The 19,252-nt window shown below is 50.0% G+C and carries 9 protein-coding genes; 8 read left to right on the forward strand and 1 reads right to left on the reverse strand.

What is annotated here, in order from left to right; translation table 11 throughout:
* Position 1 precedes the first annotated feature (1 nt).
* The 8 genes from CWB99_RS11975 to CWB99_RS12010 all read left to right on the forward strand — a co-directional run bounded on the left by CWB99_RS11975 (position 2) and on the right by CWB99_RS12010 (position 18,452).
* Positions 2-6,283, forward strand: coding sequence for a non-ribosomal peptide synthetase (locus tag CWB99_RS11975; protein WP_171045328.1), 6,282 nt, complete (start codon positions 2-4; stop codon positions 6,281-6,283).
* 12 nt (positions 6,284-6,295) lie between these two features.
* Positions 6,296-10,939, forward strand: coding sequence for a non-ribosomal peptide synthetase (locus CWB99_RS11980; protein ID WP_138553216.1), 4,644 nt, complete (start codon positions 6,296-6,298; stop codon positions 10,937-10,939).
* 15 nt (positions 10,940-10,954) lie between these two features.
* Positions 10,955-12,310 (forward strand): MFS transporter, encoded by a 1,356-nt coding sequence (locus CWB99_RS11985; RefSeq protein WP_054016501.1) that lies wholly within the window; start codon positions 10,955-10,957, stop codon positions 12,308-12,310.
* Between the two features lie 49 nt (positions 12,311-12,359).
* Positions 12,360-13,610, forward strand: a complete 1,251-nt coding sequence (locus CWB99_RS11990) for an HlyD family secretion protein (RefSeq protein ID WP_138553215.1) — start codon at positions 12,360-12,362, stop codon at positions 13,608-13,610.
* Positions 13,611-13,629: 19 nt separating this feature from the next.
* Positions 13,630-14,337, forward strand: a complete 708-nt coding sequence (locus CWB99_RS11995; RefSeq protein ID WP_054016499.1) for an ABC transporter ATP-binding protein — start codon at positions 13,630-13,632, stop codon at positions 14,335-14,337.
* Position 14,338: 1 nt separating this feature from the next.
* A complete protein-coding gene (locus CWB99_RS12000; RefSeq protein ID WP_138553214.1) occupies positions 14,339-16,777 on the forward strand; it encodes an ABC transporter permease in 2,439 nt (812 codons plus the stop codon).
* Positions 16,778-17,347: 570 nt separating this feature from the next.
* Entirely contained in the window at positions 17,348-17,950 is a 603-nt protein-coding gene (locus CWB99_RS12005) for a hypothetical protein (RefSeq protein ID WP_138553213.1), read from the forward strand.
* 103 nt (positions 17,951-18,053) lie between these two features.
* Positions 18,054-18,452: a hypothetical protein gene (locus tag CWB99_RS12010; protein WP_138546956.1), complete on the forward strand. Its 399-nt coding sequence runs from the start codon at positions 18,054-18,056 to the stop codon at positions 18,450-18,452.
* 562 nt (positions 18,453-19,014) lie between these two features.
* On the opposite strand, the gene CWB99_RS24895 is transcribed toward CWB99_RS12010, so the two are convergent.
* Positions 19,015-19,209, reverse strand: a complete 195-nt coding sequence (locus CWB99_RS24895; RefSeq protein WP_432760833.1) for a type II secretion system protein GspG — start codon at positions 19,207-19,209, stop codon at positions 19,015-19,017.
* Between the last annotated feature and the right edge of the window lie 43 nt (positions 19,210-19,252).

The raw sequence follows: 19,252 nt of genomic DNA on the forward strand, positions 1-19,252 counted from the left end.
GATGACAGCCTCAACTCTGAGCCGCGCAGAAAAACTCGCGCGGCTGAAACAACTGCAACAGCAAAAGGCGGGTCTGGCCCTGCTGGGACTGAGCGATAAGCAGCAACGCTTCTGGTTCAGCCATCAGCTGGATGCCACCAGCGGCATGAATAATATTTTTCGTGCCTACCGCTTTGCTGGCAGACCAGATACTGCGGCATTGCAACAAGCAATTGCCGCTGTCATGCAACAACACCCGGCCCTGACCAGTAAATTTGTGATGGTTAAAGACGAGCCCAGACAGTTCAGTCAGCCTCTGGAAAAGGTCCCGTTTGAGCAGGTGCCGGTGAACTCAGCAAGCGAAATGAAACACGCGATTGAAGCCGAGGCAAAAGTGCCGTTTGAGCTCAGTCGTCAGTACCCGTGTCGGTTCCGGTTATTCCATAACACTGAGGCCGCAGACGAATACGTGCTGACCTTGTGTTTCCACCATATTGCGCTGGACGGTTATTCGGTGGTGATGGTAGAACGCGCCATTATGGCTCTATACTCGGGTGCTATAAGTGTACCGACAGAGCCCGCCTACACGCTGACTCAGTTACTCGCCACCCAAAGCGGTGACCGCAGTGCAATGGAACAATACTGGCTGAGCCGCCTTGCAGACACTGAGCATACTTTGTCTCTGGCGCTCAACCCGGCATCACCGGAGCAGGATTTACAGCAAGGCAGTTATGTCAACTTCAGCTTTGATAACGCGCTCAGCAAGCAAATTACTGTTTGCTGCCAGCAACTTGCTATCACGCCATGTGTGTTCTTTCTTGCTGCGTATCAGTTGTTACTACATAAGCTGACCGGTCAGCATAATTTTATTGTGGGCATGCCTGAGCTGGCACGTGCCAATCAGCAGCAACGGGCTATGGTGGGCAACTTTGCCAACACCTTACTGATCCCCGCAGGCGTGAGCTCAAACACACCGATTAGCGCTTTTATTTCCAGGTTGCAGCAGCATTTCTATCAGGATCTGCAATGTAATCAGGTCACAGTTGAGCGACTGGTCGATTTGCTCGGGGCAGATCGTGACAGTGGCACGAATCCGCTGTTCCAGGTGATGTTTTCATTTAATAACCTGGGCAGTAGCACGCCATCAAACTCTGAGGAGGCGCCAATTTGGCAGCCCTACCCGGTGCAAAGACACTACAGCAAACTGGATGTTACGCTGGAAATTCAGCAAAGCAGTGACACATTTAGCGGCTACTTTGAATTCCGCACGGCGCTGTTTACGAAAGAGCAGGTACGTCAGTGGCAGCACCAGCTCGCCACTATCATCAATGTGATGCTGACCCGCTCTGAGTGCACTATTGGTGAGCTTAGCAGCTTCGATTACGCACAACAGTCGGCGCTGCTGAATCAACCTCAGCCATCACATCTGGTGCCCTGCTTCAGTGAGCGACTCATTGCATTGTCTGAGCATCAGGGAGAGTCCATTGCACTGGTTGCGCCCGGCGCACAGCCGGATCAGGATACCAGCCTTACTTATACCCAGTTACTCCAGGTGGTACGCAGTGTCAGCAGTGAGCTGCACTCTGTTGCACAGACCGGACAGACCGTCGCCATTAGCTGTGAGCAAAGCTACCATTGCGTGATAGCCATGCTGGCGGCCCAGTTTGCCCGTTGTGCCTTCGTTGTCATAGACCCTGCTTTACCTCAGTCCAGGCGCGAGTTTATTGCCCGGGATGCCCAGGCAAGCGTGATGTTAACTGATGATACGAACCAACTTGCACTGACCGTGCTTAATGCACAGGCGAGCACAGATCCTGAACTGGGTTATCTGGTATATACCTCAGGCTCTACGGGTACGCCCAAAGGGGTACGCGTAACCAGACAAGCGCTCAATAACCACTGTCAGGCGGTTGCCGGGCTCTATCACCTGGGGGCACATACCAAAGCGCTGCAATTTTCGATATTGTCATTTGACCTGGCACTGGAAGAGTTTTTCCCGATCCTTTATCACGGTGGTCAGGTCGTGCTGCGTCCGGCAAAAGACACCCCCTCTTTTGCCGATTTGGGTGACCTGATTGCGCGCTACGCACTCAATCATCTGAGTCTGCCTACGGGCTATTTGCATGCCTGGATGGAGCAACTGCGTCATGCAGAACAGCCGCTGCCAAGTGAGATCAAACTGGTCGTAACCGGCACTGAACAACTGCAAAATCGCACCGTTGCCAACTGGTTCGCGCTGGCCAACCCCAAAACCCAGCGCTTTATCAATGCCTACGGACCGAGTGAAGCCACTATCAGCTGCAGTGCCCACGAAGTCAATCAGCTTGATATTCACCGCTCGCCAGTACCAATTGGCTCTGCGCTGCCACACAGCCAGGTCTATGTGCTGGATCAGCAAGGTCATGCAGTTGCACCTTATGTGCTTGGCCAGCTCTATATTGGTGGTGACAACCTGGCGCAAGGTTATCAAAACCTGCCAGAGGTAAGCGCCGAAAAATTTGCTGTCCACCCTCAGCTACAGCAACGTTTGTATGCAACGGGCGACCAGGCATATTACGATCAACAGGGGCTGCTCTATTTCAAAGGCCGCATTGACGAGCAAGTGAAATTCCGGGGCTACCGGATTGAGCTGGAAGAAATCAGCCGTCAGCTAAACAACATCACTGGTGTGACCGCCAGTATTTGCGTAATGCAACAAACACCTCAGCCAACCCTGGTTGCGTATGTGGTCAGTCAGGCACAGTTACAGCAAGACAAGCTCAACTATGTGCTGGCTCAGACTTTACCCGCTTATATGCTCCCTGAGCACATTATTCAACTTGATGCGCTGCCGCTGACCGCGCGGGGGAAAATTGATAAAAAAGCCCTGCCTAAAGCCGATGTGGTTAACGCACTGACTCAGCGTACTGCGCCCAATTCGCAGCTTGAGGCGACATTGCAGGCCATCTGGCAGACGGTACTGAATAAAACCGGGCTCTGTTGTGAAACCAGTTTTTTCCTGCAAGGGGGTCACTCACTGGCAGCACTCAAGGTGCTCAGTCAGATCACGCAGCAGTTAGATAAAGAACTCACGCTGAAGCAGTTTTTCGCAGCGCCAAGTATTGCACAGCAAGCGCAATTACTAGAGCAGCAGCAAACCGAGCAGCGTATGAGTGCATTGCAACCGGTGTCTCGCACAGAAGCAGGCACCCTGACTCACAGCCAGCAGCAGATGTATGTGCTGGATGCGTATGCCGGTGAAGCCGGACTGTACAATATGTCGCTGTTAGTACAGCTTGATGGCCCGCTGGATAAAACCGTGCTCATCAGCACACTGCAAGCCCTGACAGCCAGGCACGAAGCAATGCGCACCTGTTTTGTTGAGCATCAGGGTGAAGCCCGCCAGCAAGTGCTCAACACCGTTGAGCTGCCTTTACAAACGCTGCAACTGGATGAGACAGAGGCAAAAGCGCACTTTCATACTCTGCTCAAGCAGAAGTTCGATTTGGCCAAACCAGCCTACTGCTGGGTCTTGTATCAGCTAGAGGATGGCCGTCACTGGCTGGGGTTAGTGATCCACCATATTCTCTGCGATGGCGCCTCAATGGATGTGCTGATCAAAGAACTGACCGCCTGTTATTATCAGCAGCTTCAGGGTAATCACTGGCAGCCAGATCAATTGACGGTGCAGTTACTGGATTACGCCCACTGGCAGCATACTGAGCAGGGCCAGACATTTTTAGCACACAGCCAGCAATACTGGCTCGATGCGTTAAACGGTATGCCGCATACTCTGGACTTGCCGCTCGATGCACCTCGCCCGGCCCGTCCCAGCTTCCGAGGAAGTCGTCTAGAGTTGACGCTGCCAGCGGCGCAAAGTCAGCAGCTGGAACAGCAGGCCAGCCGCGCTGGTGTCTCTCTATATACCCTGTCCCTGTGTGCTTTTGCACTCTTATTGCAAGAGCAATCAAGGCAGCAGGATTTCGCCATTGGCATTCCGGTTTCCGGACGCCCGGGCCATCAACTGGATCAGGTTGTGGGATTATTTGTTAATTCCCTGCCAATTCGCATGACACTGACGCCTGAGCAAACTCTGACTGAGCTGCTAACACAAACGCAGGAACGCATCTTGTCTGGGTTTGACAACCAGAGCCTGCCGTTACAATCGTTAGTCCAGTTACTGGACGTCGACCGGGCTTTAAATTACAACCCGCTATTTCAGGTGTTCTTTAACTTTTTAAGCAGCACCGGGGAGCAGTCACATCCCATCACGGATACGCTGACACTGTCTTTGCCGGATACGCCCAATGACACCGCCAGATTTGACCTGACCTTAACTCTGGTCGCCTCTCCTGCGGGGATAAAAGGGCACCTGGAATACAGCGAAGAGTTATTCTCTGCCGATACCATAGCTTTGCTGCGTGCACGCTATATTGCGATTATGACACAGCTGGCGAGCAGCCTTGACGGCTCGGTAGAGGCATTAGAAAGCACAGCTCAGTCAGACACTTTGGCAAATCTGCCGCAAGGAACAGCCATTGCCCCCGCGCAGATCCCTGACTTACTGGCACAGCTGGCGCACCACACCGCGCAGCACCCGCAGCAGACGGCGCTTATCTGTGGCGAAGCACAATGGAGTTATGAAGCATTACAGCAGGCGGTTGAAACGCGTGCCATGCAACTCCACCAGCTTGGCATACAACCGGGTGACCTTATCGCAGTCTCACTGCCACGCCAGGGAGACTTGCTGATCAGCCTGCTTGCCATTCTTCATTGTGGTGCAGCCTATCTGCCACTGGACCCAGACTACCCCAGCGAGCGTCTGAGCTTTATTGCAACAGATGCGGGAGTCAGATTTATACTCAGCGATAGTACAGAGTCCGGCTTTAGCCTTGGCGCAGACTGCCAGCTTGTTGACATCAATCAGCTCGATGCGGCCAACTGTGCATTAACAACACCTGAGTATCGCCCTGAAAATCAGGCCTATTGTATCTACACTTCGGGTTCAACGGGTCTGCCTAAGGGGGTTGATATCAGCCGTGCCAACATGAATAACTTCTTGTACGCAATGGCTGAAAAACCAGGGTGCACCGCCACAGACAAGCTGCTGGCCATTACCCCCTACTCCTTTGATATTTCTGTGCTGGAACTTTTCTTGCCACTGTACTGTGGTGCCACTTTGGTACTGGCGAACGATGTACAAAGCAAAGATGGCGCACAGCTTTGTACCCTGATTACACAGCAGGATATTACCCTGATGCAGGGCACGCCCGCCACCTGGCGTCTGCTGTATAGCGCAAACTGGCAAGGCAAATCTAACCTCACTTGTCTGGTTGGTGGTGAAGCTCTGCCCGATGCGCTGGCACAACAATTGGCACAGGATAATCAGGCACTGTGGAACATGTATGGCCCGACAGAAACCACCGTCTGGTCCAGCATCAAACAGATCCTGCCCGGTGAGCGCGTAACCATAGGTTGCCCGATCCACAATACCCAGTTGTATGTGCTGAATGAGCATAATCAGCTGGCACGCTTTGGTGCAAAGGGACAACTGGCCATCGCGGGCCAGGGCGTTGCCATGGGTTACCGTGACCGCCCAGAGCTGAATGCCGAAAAGTTCGTTACCCTGGATATTGACGGTCAATCTGTCGATGCCTATCTGACCGGAGATTTAGTCCGTCAGCTTGGCAATGGTGAACTGGCTTACCTGCAGCGCCTGGATGATCAGGTGAAGCTGCGTGGCTACCGTATCGAACTTCAGGAAATTGAAGCGGTACTTGAACGGCAAAGTGGTGTCAGTCAGTGTGCTGTGGTCATCAACCAGACCCAGACCGAGCCTGTGCTGGCGGCGTTTTATGTCGCCCAGAGCGCACCGGAAGAAACGCAGCTGGTCACCGGTTTATCAGCACAGCTCCCTCACTTTATGGTGCCGACTCATCTGATAGCACTGGACACTCTGCCACTGACGCCCAGCGGTAAAGTCGATAAAAAGGCACTGGGTCGCTATCAGCTCACCCAGTTAATGCCCTACCAGGCGCCACAAAGTGAGACAGAGCGAACCATTTGTGACTTATGGCAGAACATTCTCGGCCAGGACAAAGTCGGGCTCAGTGACAACTTCTTTAAACTCGGGGGCAACTCTATTTTGGCCATGCAGCTGGTCGCAGGACTCAACGAGGCATTTGGCCTGAGCAGCCTGACGATTGCCGATGTGCTGGCCTATCAGAGCGTAAGCCAGCTAAGCAGTCACATTGAGCAAGTACAGTTAAGTCAGGTGGATGACGCCGATTTAGCTGCATTACTGATGGAACTAGAACAAGAATAACAATGAGGCATTATGGATATTCAACAGAAACTCAGTGCACTTAGCCCCGAAAAACGGGCTAAGTTACTGCAACAACTTGCGGAAAAAAACAAAGCAGCCAAAGCGGTGGCCAACGACATTCCCGTCGTGGCTAAAGCAGCGCAGCAACGTTTTCCACTCTCGCATGAACAACAAAGGATCTGGTTCTTGTCTCGCTACGAACCAGAGAGCCCGGAATACAGCATTCCTCAGCTATACCAGAGCACACAACCGCTGGATCTGGACAGTTTTACTCAGGCCGTTGAGCAAACCCTGGCAGATCACGACATTTTGCGCTGCCGGTTTGACGAAGACCAGGGCGAAGCACATCAGGTCATCCTTAGCATGGATGAGCTCAAAGCGCAGGACAAATATCGGGTTCTGCCCATTGTCGATTTCTCAGAGCGTACTCTGGAGCAAGGTAAACAGGATGCACTCAGAGAAATTGAAGAAGATTGCGAACGCGCATTCGATCTTACTCGCGAAGGCATCTTCCGCACTCGCCTGTTCAAGCTCGCCGGCGATCACTACATCTGGTATGTCAATGTGCACCACATCGGATTTGACGCCTGGTCGCACAATCTGTTTATTCGCTATGTCAACCAAACCTATGCCGCACTGTCGGGCAAAGGCGAGCAGCCTGCTAAACCGCAGGCCAGCTATATTGACTATGCCTGCTGGCAACGTATGCCTGAGCAAGAGGAAGCTCTGAAAAGCAAACTGCAGTACTGGCTGAAACAGCTCGAAGCCGTTCCGCCGATTGAACTGTATTGCGACCGCCCTCGCCCGGCCGAGCGCACTTTTAACGGCGATGCCTGCGGGCTGCCACTGGAAGAACACCTGGCTGCACGGGTACGTGCGTTTTGCGAGCAACGTGGTATCACGACCTATAACCTGCTGCTGTGTGTACTGCGCATTTTATTGCACAAATACACGCGTCAGAGCGACTTTGCCATCGGTACCTTGATTGCCAACCGTGAAAAACCCACCCTAGCGCAGGCTCTGGGCTTTTTTACCAACACTCTGGCCTTTCGCACCCAGGTGGAGCCCGAGCTAAGCTTCACTCAGATGCTGGATCTGGAAAAGCAAACGCTGCTTGATGCTTATGCGAATCAGGACGTGTCATTTGAAAAACTGGTGGATGAGTTAAACCCGACCCGGGATTTAAGCCGCGCCGCTATTTTCCAGGTCATGCTGATCCTCGATAACACCACCTCATCAATGGGTAATACCGCATCCTCAGGGCAGCAACCCCTGTTTGCGCCCATGAGCTCGGAGAACAAAACGTCCAAACTGGATCTGACCTTCTACTTTAGTCAGTCAGATACCTTGAGTGGCTTTATCGAGTTCAACACTGATCTGTTTGATATGGCGTCGATTGAGCGACTTGCCGGTCACTTTGCATTATTGCTGGAGCGCGTGATAGCCGCGCCTGAACAAAAAATTGAGCAGTTTTCATTGCTCTCTCAGGAGCAGCAGCAGACCATCACAGAGCAATGGCAGGATGGGCCACAACACACCTTTGACCATCAGCCGCTGCACCAGCTGGTCAGTGCGCAGGTTAACCGTACCCACAATGCCAGTGCCATCATCGATGGCGACCTCACCCTGAGCTATCAGGCGTTAGAAAACCGTGCTAATGCCCTGGCGAACCACCTTTATCAGCAAGGTGTGCGTGCGGGTGACTTTGTGGCCATGGCCACGCACCGTAATGCGTCTATGATAGTCGCCATGCTGGCGATTTTGAAAACCGGCGCCGCGTACATTCCACTTGATACCGACTATCCGAAAGAGCGGGTCAGCTATATGCTGGACAATGCTCAGACTGAGTTTGTCATCACCAATGACTCGCTCAGTGAGAAATTCAGCCAGTATAATCAGCTGACTCTGATCACGCCCGATGGCTTGTTGAGCGCAGCTGCACCGCAGCCGGATGCGGATATCGCGCTGAGCTTTGATGTGGCCAATGATTTAGACCTGCTGGCATATGTGATTTTCACATCCGGCTCGACCGGTAACCCCAAAGGGGTGATGATCCCACATCACAGTGTCAGTAACTTCCTGTTTGCTATGCAGCAGGCACCCGGCATGCGCACAGGCGAGAAACTGCTGGCCTGCACCACTATTTGTTTTGACATTGCGGTGCTTGAGATCTTTATGCCCCTGATCAGCGGCGCCACTGTGGTACTGGCGCAACGAGAGCAAGTGCTGGATCCAACCCAACTTATCGGATTGATTGACCGCCACGATATCGACGTGATGCAGGCCACCCCGTCGACCTGGCGTATGATGCTGGAACTGGGCTGGCAGGGTAAACGCGACATGCGGATCCTCTGTGGCGGTGAAGCTCTTCCGCCTGAGCTGGCAGAAGACCTGTTGCTTAAATCCTCGTCTTTCTGGAACCTTTATGGCCCTACCGAAGCCACCGTGTGGTGTTCACGCCACCGTATTGAAAGTGGTGACGGAGAAACCGGTGCAGTGACCATAGGTAAACCGATAGAAAATGTCACTATGTTGCTGCTCGACAGCCAGATGCAGGCCGTACCGCCTGGCGTACCCGGCGAACTGTACGTCACTGGTGATTGTCTTGCCCGTGGTTATCTCAATCGTGATGACCTGACTAACGAGGCATTTATCAGCCATGACTATAAAGGTCAGACCCTGCGACTGTATCGTACCAAAGACCTGGCCAAGTACGACCCGAGCGGCAAGATCATCTTCCTGGGCCGTGCCGATGATCAGGTAAAAGTGCGCGGTTATCGTATCGAGCTAGGCGAAATTGAAAGCACACTGAACAGCCACAACGACATAGAGCAAGCGGTTTGTCAGGTGCACACATTTGGCAGTGATAAAAAGCTCATCGCTTATTACAGCAGTGCTGCGGGTGAACTGGAGCAGGAACAGCTGGTTCGTCACCTTAAGAAAAAGCTGCCCGAATACATGGTACCCAGCTTATTTGTATACCTTAAGCAGATCCCTCTGACGCCCAACGGTAAACTGAACCGTCGCGCATTACCGGTACCAGACATGAGCGCGATGAGCAGTAAAGTGCCCTACTGTGCCCCGGAAAATGACTTGCAGGCCACGCTGTGCCGCTTGTACAGCGAAATTCTTAAAACGCCGCAAGTGGGCATAGACGACGACTTTTTCAGTCTGGGAGGTGACTCACTACTGGTGATCCGCCTGGTTGCCAAAGCCAAACCGTTTGATATCGAGATCACGCCAAAGCAAGTGTTCCAGCACAAAACCGTGCGTGCCCTGGCCGAGGCATCTTTGACCACGCAAATCCTGCGTCAGGTCGAGCCTGTGGTTGGCCCGGTTGCCATGACACCGGCACAAAAGCACTTCCTGGAGTTGTCTCATACTCATCCCGAATATCACACTCTGGGTGTATTCCTGCTGCCCAGAGACAAAGACTTTGATATTTCTGCAATTGAGCAGTCTTTGCTACATGTGATGGCACAGCACGACACGTTGAGAATGCGCCTGACCACAGATGCAACAGGTCAGTATCAGCTGATAGGTGATGAACTACCAGCCAAGGCGCCGTTGACGCTGGCAAACCTTGAAGAAACCCAAGAGCGTACGCTGGCACAGCAGGTTAACTATCATATATTCGATACGGCAACCGCTATGGATCTGGCCAATGGTCCGCTATTTCGCGCCATCCTGTACCCCGCAAGCCCAGGTGAAAAACCTATGCTGTTCCTGATCGGCCACTTTATGCTGGCGGACATTGGCAGCTGGCATACCATCATAGATGATTTTGAAACCTGCTACCGTCAGATCAGTCGCGATGAGCCTCTGGAGCTGCCCAAAAAAGGCACTTCATTTGCTCAATGGGTGGAGAAACTGACTCAGTGGAGCCAGTCGGAAGACGCCCTGAAGCAGCGTGATTACTGGATGCTCGAAGAGCGTAAACATGCCGCCGATTTGCCAAAGGACTACCCGGATGGCGTCAACTGCATGGCCTCGTCGCAAAGTGTTTATGTGCAGTTCGATGAAGCCGAAACCACCTTGCTGACAACAGAAGTGACTAAGGTTACGGGCGCACAAATAGACAGTGTTTTGCTGACCAGTATCGTCTATGCCTTTATGCGTGAGTGTGACTCAAACTGTCTGATGATCGACTTGCTCGGTCATGGTCGTGAACCTTTGTTTGATGACGTCGACTTGTCTCGCACCGTGGGCTGGTTCAATACCATTTACCCCGCTTTTCTCAGCTATGGCGACAACCGCAGTCCGGTTGGTGCCATGAAATATATCAATGAACAACTCAGAGCCATTCCTAACGGCGGTATCGGCTATGGCGTACTGCGCTATCTGGCAAAAGATAAGGAGCTAATCGACCACTTTAATACCGTCCCTGAACCTCAGGTGTTCTTTAACTACTTCGGCCATGACAATGTCGCCGATCTGCGCGTGTTACAACGTGAAGATGGCTTCGGCGGCTATGGTCTGGATAAAGAAACCAAGCGTCTGCGTCCTCTTGCTGTGGGTGTTTACATCAAGCAGAACCAACTGAGTGTGCGCTGGGAATTCAGTAGTAATCAGTTTGAAGAAGCCAAAATAGCGCGCCTTGCTGAGCATTGTGAAGCGTGTTTAAAAGAGATCCTTGCAACCTATAACCAATTATAATGAAGAGATTTTTCCATGTTTGAGACAATCAAAAACTCCAGTAGTGGGATGAAAACCTACTACCTTATGTGGCTGGGACAGATGGTATCTGTACTGGGCTCAGGGATCACCAGCTTTGCCGTCGGTATCTGGCTACTGGGCGAAACCGACTCAGTAACCAGCTTTACTATGGTTGCCGTGATAACCGGTCTGCCGGCCATTATTTTTTCTCCCATTATCGGTGCGCTGGTTGACCGCTACGATCGTAAGCTGATTTTGATTTTTGCTGATACCCTCAGCGCATTGGTCACGCTTGGCTTAGCTGCGTGTTTCTACTTCGACATGCTGAACATGTGGATCATCTTTATCGGTGTTGGTATCTCTGCCATCGCCACAGCCTTCCAGGGACCGGCGAATATCGCAGCCATTACCACCCTGATTGAGCGTAAGGATTATGGCCGGGTATCGGGCCTGATGCAGATGATTGGTTCTATCTCACTGATTGCAGGCCCGCTATTAGCAGGTGCTCTGCTAGCCTTTGTGGATCTGTTCACTATCTTCATCATTGATTTAGTGACCTTTGTATTTGCCCTGTGCACCCTGCTACTGGTGAAAATCCCTAAACCTGAACCTTATGAGGGCGCAGAGGAAGAATCTAACATGTGGCAGGAGATCAAAGTGGCCTGGAACTACCTGTTCCAGCAAAAAGATCTCGTCTATTTGCTATTATTTTTCTGCCTTGTTAACTTCGTAGTAAGTATGGGCACAATTTCCATTGTTCCTATGGTGAACTTCACTGCCGAAAACTGGCAAACCGGTCTGGTGTTATCCGTTGGCGGTATCGGCTCGCTGGTTGGTGCCAGCTACCTGGCATGGAGTGGCGGTCCGCAACGCAAGATCAACGGTATTCTGTTCGGCGGTCTGGCCATGGGCATTTGTCTGTTCATCATGGGTATGAGCAATATGATCTGGGTCGTTATGATAGGCCTGTTCCTGTTCCAGTTTTGTGTTCCTACCATTAACGGCAGTAGCCAGGTTATCTGGCAAACACGTATCCCACCAAAAATGCAAGGACGTGTGTTTGCTCTGAGAAGGATGTTTGCACAATTTACCATTCCGCTGGGTGATTTCCTCGCCGGACCTCTGGCCGACTATGTGTTTGAGCCGGTTATGCGTAGTGAGAATGCGGTATCAAACTTCTTCGGACCAATCATAGGCACCGGCCCGGGTCGTGGTATTGGCTTAATGCTCATCCTGCTCGCGGCACTGCCAGTACTATTTGCTGTGCTGGGCTTTATGAACAAGCACATTCGCAACATTGACGAAGCCAATGATGACGATGATGCCAGCCCGGATCAGGAAGCTGACGATACTAAAGCGCAAACCGCATAACGAAATGCCGGGCCCGACAGGGCCCGGGAACGTCATTTAAGGAATAGAGATGGATGTAGTCAAACACAAAGCTAAAAAGCAATCGAATAAAAAGTATCTGATGACAGGTGCCGCGTTACTGTGTGTTTCGATCCTGGGCTGGGTTGCCTTAAAACCCGATGGCGAGCGCAAGATCCAACGCAACGACATAGTGACGGCACAAGTGCAACGGGGCACGCTGCAAGCTGAAATCACCGGCTTTGGTGTACTCAGATCAAACAGTCAAAAGCTGATCACTGCCCGCTACCCTGCCACCATTGACGAAGTGGTACTCAAGCCCGGCGCCCGAGTCACCCCGGAATCGGTTATTTTACGGATGAGTAACCCGGAAATGGAGCAAGAATTAGAGCGCTCTTTGATGGCACTATCAAAAGAAGAAGCCAATCTCAAACGCCTGGCACTGGACAATAAACGAGAGTTACTTACCGAATCCTCTAAGCTGAGCGAACTGCGTGCCGAGTATAAAAAGCTGGCACTGAAAAAAGCCGCCGAAACTGAGCTGGTAGAGAAAGGGATAGTATCGCGACTAAGCTACAACACCACTGTACTTGAATATGAGCAGTTGCAAGAGTCAATCGATATTCAGGAGAATCGGATGGCGCAGCTCAAACTGGTTCACGAACAGGCCTATGCCATTCAGGAAGGTCAGATGGAACAGCAAAAAGCCCAGCATCAGGCAATCCAGGATCGGGTCAACAGGCTAACCGTCAAAGCGGGCATGAGCGGTATTTTGCAGCGCTCACCGGTTGAGCTGGGTCAAAGTGTTATCGCAGGCCAGGAATTGGCGCTGGTAGGCAGTGAGGATGACCTGGTTGGTCTCATCAAAGTGTCTCAGTCGCAGGCTGAACGCGTTCAGATTGGTCAGGCTGCAACCGTTAAAATTCGCAACGATCAGGTTGCTGCAAAAGTACAGCGCATTACCCCAGAAGTACAGGATGGCATGGTTGAGGTCGAAGTTGCATTTGTTGCAGAGCTATCCAGCTCGGCGCGGCCAGAACTCAGTGTCGATGCAAAAATCTTCACTAAAGCACTAGAAAATACCCTTTATATCGAACGTCCGGTCAACGTCAGAACCCAGTCGACACAAACCTTGTTCAAACTGGATGACAGTGGAGATGCGGCTTATCGGGCGCAGGTCACGTTTGGCGAAGACGCCGGACGCTATTTACAAATTACCTCAGGAGCCAAACTGGGCGACATCTTTATTTTATCGGATATGGCCAGTTTTAAAGAATCAAAAACAATAGGCATCATCAACTAGGAGCCGGGAGAAGCATTTTATGTCCAAGTCAATTATCACCCTTAACGGGATCAAAAAAGTCTACGCGACGGAAGAAATGGAAACCCATGCACTGCGTGGCGTGAATTTAGAAATCAAAGAAGGTGAGTTTGTTTCAATCTGTGGCCCTTCTGGCTGCGGTAAATCAACCTTGCTGTCTATTCTGGGTCTGCTGGATATTCCTTCAGAGGGCACCTATATGCTCGATGGCATGGACGTCAGCAGCCTTTCGATTAAAGAAGCGGCAGCCATTCGCAACCAGAAAATCGGCTTTATTTTTCAGTCATTTAACCTGATTGATGAGCTGAGTGTGTACGACAATGTGGCATTACCACTGGATTATGCAAACACCCAATATAGCGACGAAGAGATCCGCACCCGCGTTGAAAAATGTCTGGCCACGGTTGATATGCTGAACCGCGCTGGTCACAAGCCAAACCAGCTTTCGGGCGGTCAGCAACAGCGTGTGGCGATTGCCCGGGCACTGGTATGTGAACCTGCTCTGCTACTGGTTGATGAGGCCACCGGTAACCTGGATTCCAAAAATGGTGATGCGGTGATGGCGATGCTGAAATCACTCAACGACAATGGCACGACAATTTGTCTGGTTACGCACGACCCTCGGTATGCAGATCACGCCAACAAGCAATTCCGCTTAAGTGAAGGCCTCATTGAGCAGCACATTGAGCAGGTTGCGGAGGCTGTGTGATATGTTATTCAAAAAGAATCTGCGCAACGCGCTGAATAACCTGCTGCGTGCACCAGGTTATTTTATCACCATAGTGCTGACCTTAGGGATCACCTTAGGTGCCCTGTCGTCCATTTTTAACCTCAATTACCTGTTGAGCTTCGAACCTTTGCCCTATCCGGATCAGTCACGACTGGTGATCAGTAACTGGCGTCATACCGACGATGGCAAGCTTAAATTCGCTAATGCCCAGAACTACCCGGGATTGCGCGAAATGGCAAACTCCGCAGAGCTCTTTGAGCAACACACCTTTATTAAATATGGTGAAGAGATACTGCAAAACGACCCGAGCAAAAGCAAACTCAAAGCGGCATACACAGGCCCGGAGTTCATGCAATTGCTGGCGGCTGAGTATGCGCTGGGTCGCGGCTTTCAGGACACTGAACGCAAAGACAGCCACAACCCGGTTGCTGTGATCAGCTATGATTTCTGGCAGGACTTTTATGCCGGCAGCCAGGATGTACTGGGCCAGACTCTGGAAATTCAGGGAACTAAGTTCTCGGTAATTGGTGTGACCAGCCCTCAATTCGTTGAGCCGCAGTTGATGTCGGTCGACAATAAAACGCAGGTGTGGATGCCATGGGACTTCAACCCGGTCAGTGAAAAAGACGATACCGACTGGGGGCTGTTCTTCATCGATATCTTTATGGTCGCTAAGTTGCAGGCAGATCAGTCACCTAAACAGGCTGAACTGGTACTGAGCAACGCCATTAATACCAAATTCCGCGCCGAGAACGCAGGCGTGGCTTACTTTGAATCGCGCAACATTGACGTTACTTTAGAAAAGTTTGAAACGGTCATTTTGGGTGATACCCGCTCTCAAACCTTACTGATGCTGGCGGGTATGATCATCCTGCTGTTGATTGCGGCGGTTAACGTGACCAACCTGGTACTTGCCCGTGCTGCCAATAACCATCGTAAATTCAGTATTCAGGCCGCACTGGGCGCCAACAAGCGTCATATTTTCTCTGCGATTCTGGCTGAAATTGGCCTGGTAATGACAGCCGCGGCGGTTTTCTCTGTCGTGATCACTTTGATTGCAAACAATCTGCTGGTCAGCTTTGCACAAAACCATATTCCGCGCGTCGCAGAGCTACACCTGAATGTGGCAACTGTGGTCTTCTCATTTGCGGTTGCCTGGTTACTGGCGTTTGCGTTTGCCACCATTACCACACAACAGATCAAGTACCGTGCTCTGGCCGGTGCCATTCAAACCAGTGGTAAAGGCAGCGGCCTGCAAATTTCAAGAAGCCTGCGTACGACCCTGATGGCCAGCCAGGTAGCCCTCAGCGCCCTGCTGGTAACTTGTAATGCCTATGTCCTGAGCAAAGCGTTAGACAATATCCAGCGCCCGCTTGGGTTTGAATCTGAACAGGTTGCCTATGTGTCTATGGAGCTGGGTGGAGTCGACCTGCAAACTCGTGAGCAATGGATGAGTCTGGTACAGGATCTGAAAGATAAAATTGCCACGCATCCGTCGGTTGCTGAAGTCAGCATAGGATCAAATGCCCCTATGGCTCGCACTAAAAACATGGAATGGACCATAGCGGTAACCACGGAGCAAGGCGGTGGTGACCGCATCAGCCCGGGGGTGGCACTCATCGATGAGCAATACGTACCTTTAATTGGTTTGCCAATGCATCAGGGCCGTAACTTTACCGCTGAAGATGTCGCCAATCGCCAGAAGGTTGCGATCATCAACCGCACCATGGCCGAGCAAATTGACCCAAGTGGTAACGTGCTTGACCGCCCTGTGTATTTACCTCGTCAAAAAGACCCTTACATTATCGTGGGTATCGTTGAAGATATGCAGGTACCTGCACAGGAAAATAGTCCGCGCTTTTATATTCCAAGCATCTCGGCGGCCAGCTTTATGGTGAAGTATAAGCCGAATAACCGAGTCAGTATCCTGGAATACAACCAGCTGGCAGAGCAAGTGCACTCTCAGGTATATCTGTACGACGCCTATGACATGACCAGTATCCACGACCAGAAACTGGCTCTGGATCGCATCTTTGCCTGGATCTCAGCTTCGCTGGGTGTCTTGTCTATCCTGCTCGCAGCCATTGGTCTGTACGGTATGTTCAGCTACAGTGTGACACTCAGAAAGTTTGAACTGGGCGTGCGTATGGCCATTGGTGCGGCACCAAATCGTATCATCTCACTCCTGCTGAAAGATGCGATGACACCTCTGCTGAGCGGTATCGTGATAGCCCTGCTTGGCCTGGTTGGGATTTACTATTACCTGAGCAACCACAGCACTTACTTTGTAGAGCTGGATATAGTCAGCGTACTGCTGTCATTGCTGGTGATTGTAGGCACATCTGTGTTGTCTGCTATCTATGCAAGCAGCCCGCTGATCCGCAACCGAGTGATCTATTCACTACGCGGCAGCGACTAACCACAAAAAAGCCACCTGTGTGACAGGTGGCTTTATCTTCTTGAACTTACCTTTTTATTTAACGCCCAGTTAAGGTGTGTTTAGTAGACAAATCTGTGTTTAGTAGACACGCACTATTACTTGAATTAACCATGTCAGAGCTGAGCTTTTTCTTCTCCAAAACTACCCTTGAGTAAATTTTCATTTCTGAATTGAACCAGCATTATTTTTCGGTTGGTCTGCGGTTATTAACAGGTTCCAGTTGGGTACCTGCGGTTTTTATAAGTGCTTTATCCGGTAAGTTCGATGCCGGATGCCTAAACATTTTGAGGGCTGTTGTCCAATAACATTATTACGCCCCAATTTGTCCAAATGCGACACAGATGTGACTTTGACTGTTGCAACAAATTGTTTACTTTGAGTTTATTCCGTGGGATCATAAGGTTATGTAATACAGTCGGTTTACGTTCCGACATGTTGGGGTAGAATAAATTGTTAGCTCTCTAAATGGATTTATCAAACCATGCACTTTAAATTAGCTCTTATATTAATTTTTTTTCGTTCTCTTCGGTAGCCGAAAAACTAGTTAGAGTGACATTTGATGAAACTACTATTTGTTACCCTAAATCTTACTCACCAAATACTTCATTCATGGATTCAATATTGGCTCCTATAAAAGGTGAGTTGAACGACTCAGCAGGGCAACAATTAGTGTATATTCCTGCTCTACGAATAAAGAATAAGGTGCCTGAGTATTCTTTAAGTCATGCCAACGACTACAACCCGAAAGTGATGCATGATGTAAATGGAATTATTTACCCATTATCGACCATTGATATTAATGGGCTCATCGATAATGCATGGAATATCCATCAAGAAATTGAAAATCCAGTAATATATAAAGATCCAAAAACTGACTTTTTCAAAGTATTCACTTTCAAAAAGGAAATGGGGCCTTGGCACCTTGTAAAGTCAGCTCCAGTTAAAAACTCAAACAAAAAAAAAGCTAAAGATTGGTATATTGGCTTTTGTGGTAAATTAGCTGGCTCATACAATTGTAAAGTAAACGTTGTGTACAAAGATATAGTGTATAACTATAGCCTTAACGAACATAACGTATCGCTGCACAAACAAGTTGAAGCGGCTTTATTGGAGGAAATTAAATCTTGGGAAAATGCTTGTCCCGAGAGCTAACAAGTCGTTTAAAAGGACAAAAAAAGTTGGCTTTTGCTCCTTCGTCACTAATTTTAGCCAACAATTTTTAGTCTCTTAACGAGGCGTTAGGTGCCATAAGGTTATGCTTCGAACTATTGCTTTAAATTTAGGTCTTCTAGTTTCATTTGTTACTCAAGCATCTGCACCGATTGAGTCTGTTAAACTAGAGCAAACTCTGGCAAGTGAGCTTGGATTTATTATCGAGTTGTCTCGTGATAAAGAGGCTACTAATCTGAGCGTTGAAGGCCCTAAAGAGTTAAATGGCTGCGCGCCTTTGAAAGTAGGTACAGCAATACTAAATAAAGAGAATTTAGACATTGCTTTAAGTATTTCTGAAGTTACTAAGGGAGCTACTCCAAAAAGCTTTGGTTATATCCGCAATGTTACGGACAATAAATTACTAATATTTATCGACTACATATGCCCAGTTGGGCGTCGACATCAAAGTCGCAGATACGAGCTATGGTCAAGTAGCACCTAACAAAGCTTTGTTTGGACATCCACTTTAAAGCTTGATCGTCCAATCTCAGTCACTTGAGGTTGGCTGTAATCTCAATGGGAAAAGAACGGATTACGCTGGGTGCAGCTTTGCTCGAATATCCAACCACTAAGCTTGAAGGTCTTTCAATTTAGAACATAACCGCCCGTCGAAAAACACGGTTCAATTGGATGTCTTTATTCCACTTTTTATTCCACTTACACCACTGTATCTAAAGGACAACAGAAGCAACTGCAAGCAAAAATACCAACAGAACAAAGTAGCAAAGCACTCCCAAGTGGTAGCCAAACAATGATTTTTCCATTGAATTTCCTTTTCTGTAAGCCAGAAATACACCGGCAATATAAGGTGGAAGGCCTACTCCGAATCCTGTTAATATCAGCAAAAGAAAAAACGCCTGGAAACCATGTTGTTCTTTTAGCCCGCATTCAAGCTCACCCCAGTTCCCGCATCCCCTGTTAGCACCGGTACCGCCGGGCAGTCCATCTTTACCATATATCCATATATCAAATCCTTCCGGGTTGTTTTTACCTGGTGATAGGTATTATAGATAGTCCCTGCCCCAAGGGTCTTCAGGTAGGTCATTGATAATCTTTTCTTTTTTACAAGGGCAACTTTTACTAATAAATACTTCCTGAGCCAACACACCTAAACCTTGTTCATTAGTTGGATAACTACCGAATTCACGATGGTAAAGCTCAACGGCTTCAGCCAACTGTTTAATATCTAGATAAGCTATTTCTTCCGGTGATAGCTCTCTACGGCGTTGTTTCCTAAATCAT

Origin of the sequence: Pseudoalteromonas rubra (assembly GCF_005887095.1) — a bacterium.
Classification (GTDB): domain Bacteria; phylum Pseudomonadota; class Gammaproteobacteria; order Enterobacterales; family Alteromonadaceae; genus Pseudoalteromonas; species Pseudoalteromonas rubra_E.

Excerpts from the sequence above, each read along its gene's own strand:
- CWB99_RS11975 (WP_171045328.1), top strand. The coding sequence starts at position 2 with ATGACAGCCTCAACTCTGAGCCGCGCAGAAAAACTCGCGCGGCTGAAA.
- CWB99_RS11980 (WP_138553216.1), top strand. The coding sequence starts at position 6,296 with ATGGATATTCAACAGAAACTCAGTGCACTTAGCCCCGAAAAACGGGCT.
- CWB99_RS11985 (WP_054016501.1), top strand. The coding sequence starts at position 10,955 with ATGTTTGAGACAATCAAAAACTCCAGTAGTGGGATGAAAACCTACTAC.
- CWB99_RS11990 (WP_138553215.1), top strand. The coding sequence starts at position 12,360 with ATGGATGTAGTCAAACACAAAGCTAAAAAGCAATCGAATAAAAAGTAT.
- CWB99_RS11995 (WP_054016499.1), top strand. The coding sequence starts at position 13,630 with ATGTCCAAGTCAATTATCACCCTTAACGGGATCAAAAAAGTCTACGCG.
- CWB99_RS12000 (WP_138553214.1), top strand. The coding sequence starts at position 14,339 with ATGTTATTCAAAAAGAATCTGCGCAACGCGCTGAATAACCTGCTGCGT.
- CWB99_RS12010 (WP_138546956.1), top strand. The coding sequence starts at position 18,054 with ATGCTTCGAACTATTGCTTTAAATTTAGGTCTTCTAGTTTCATTTGTT.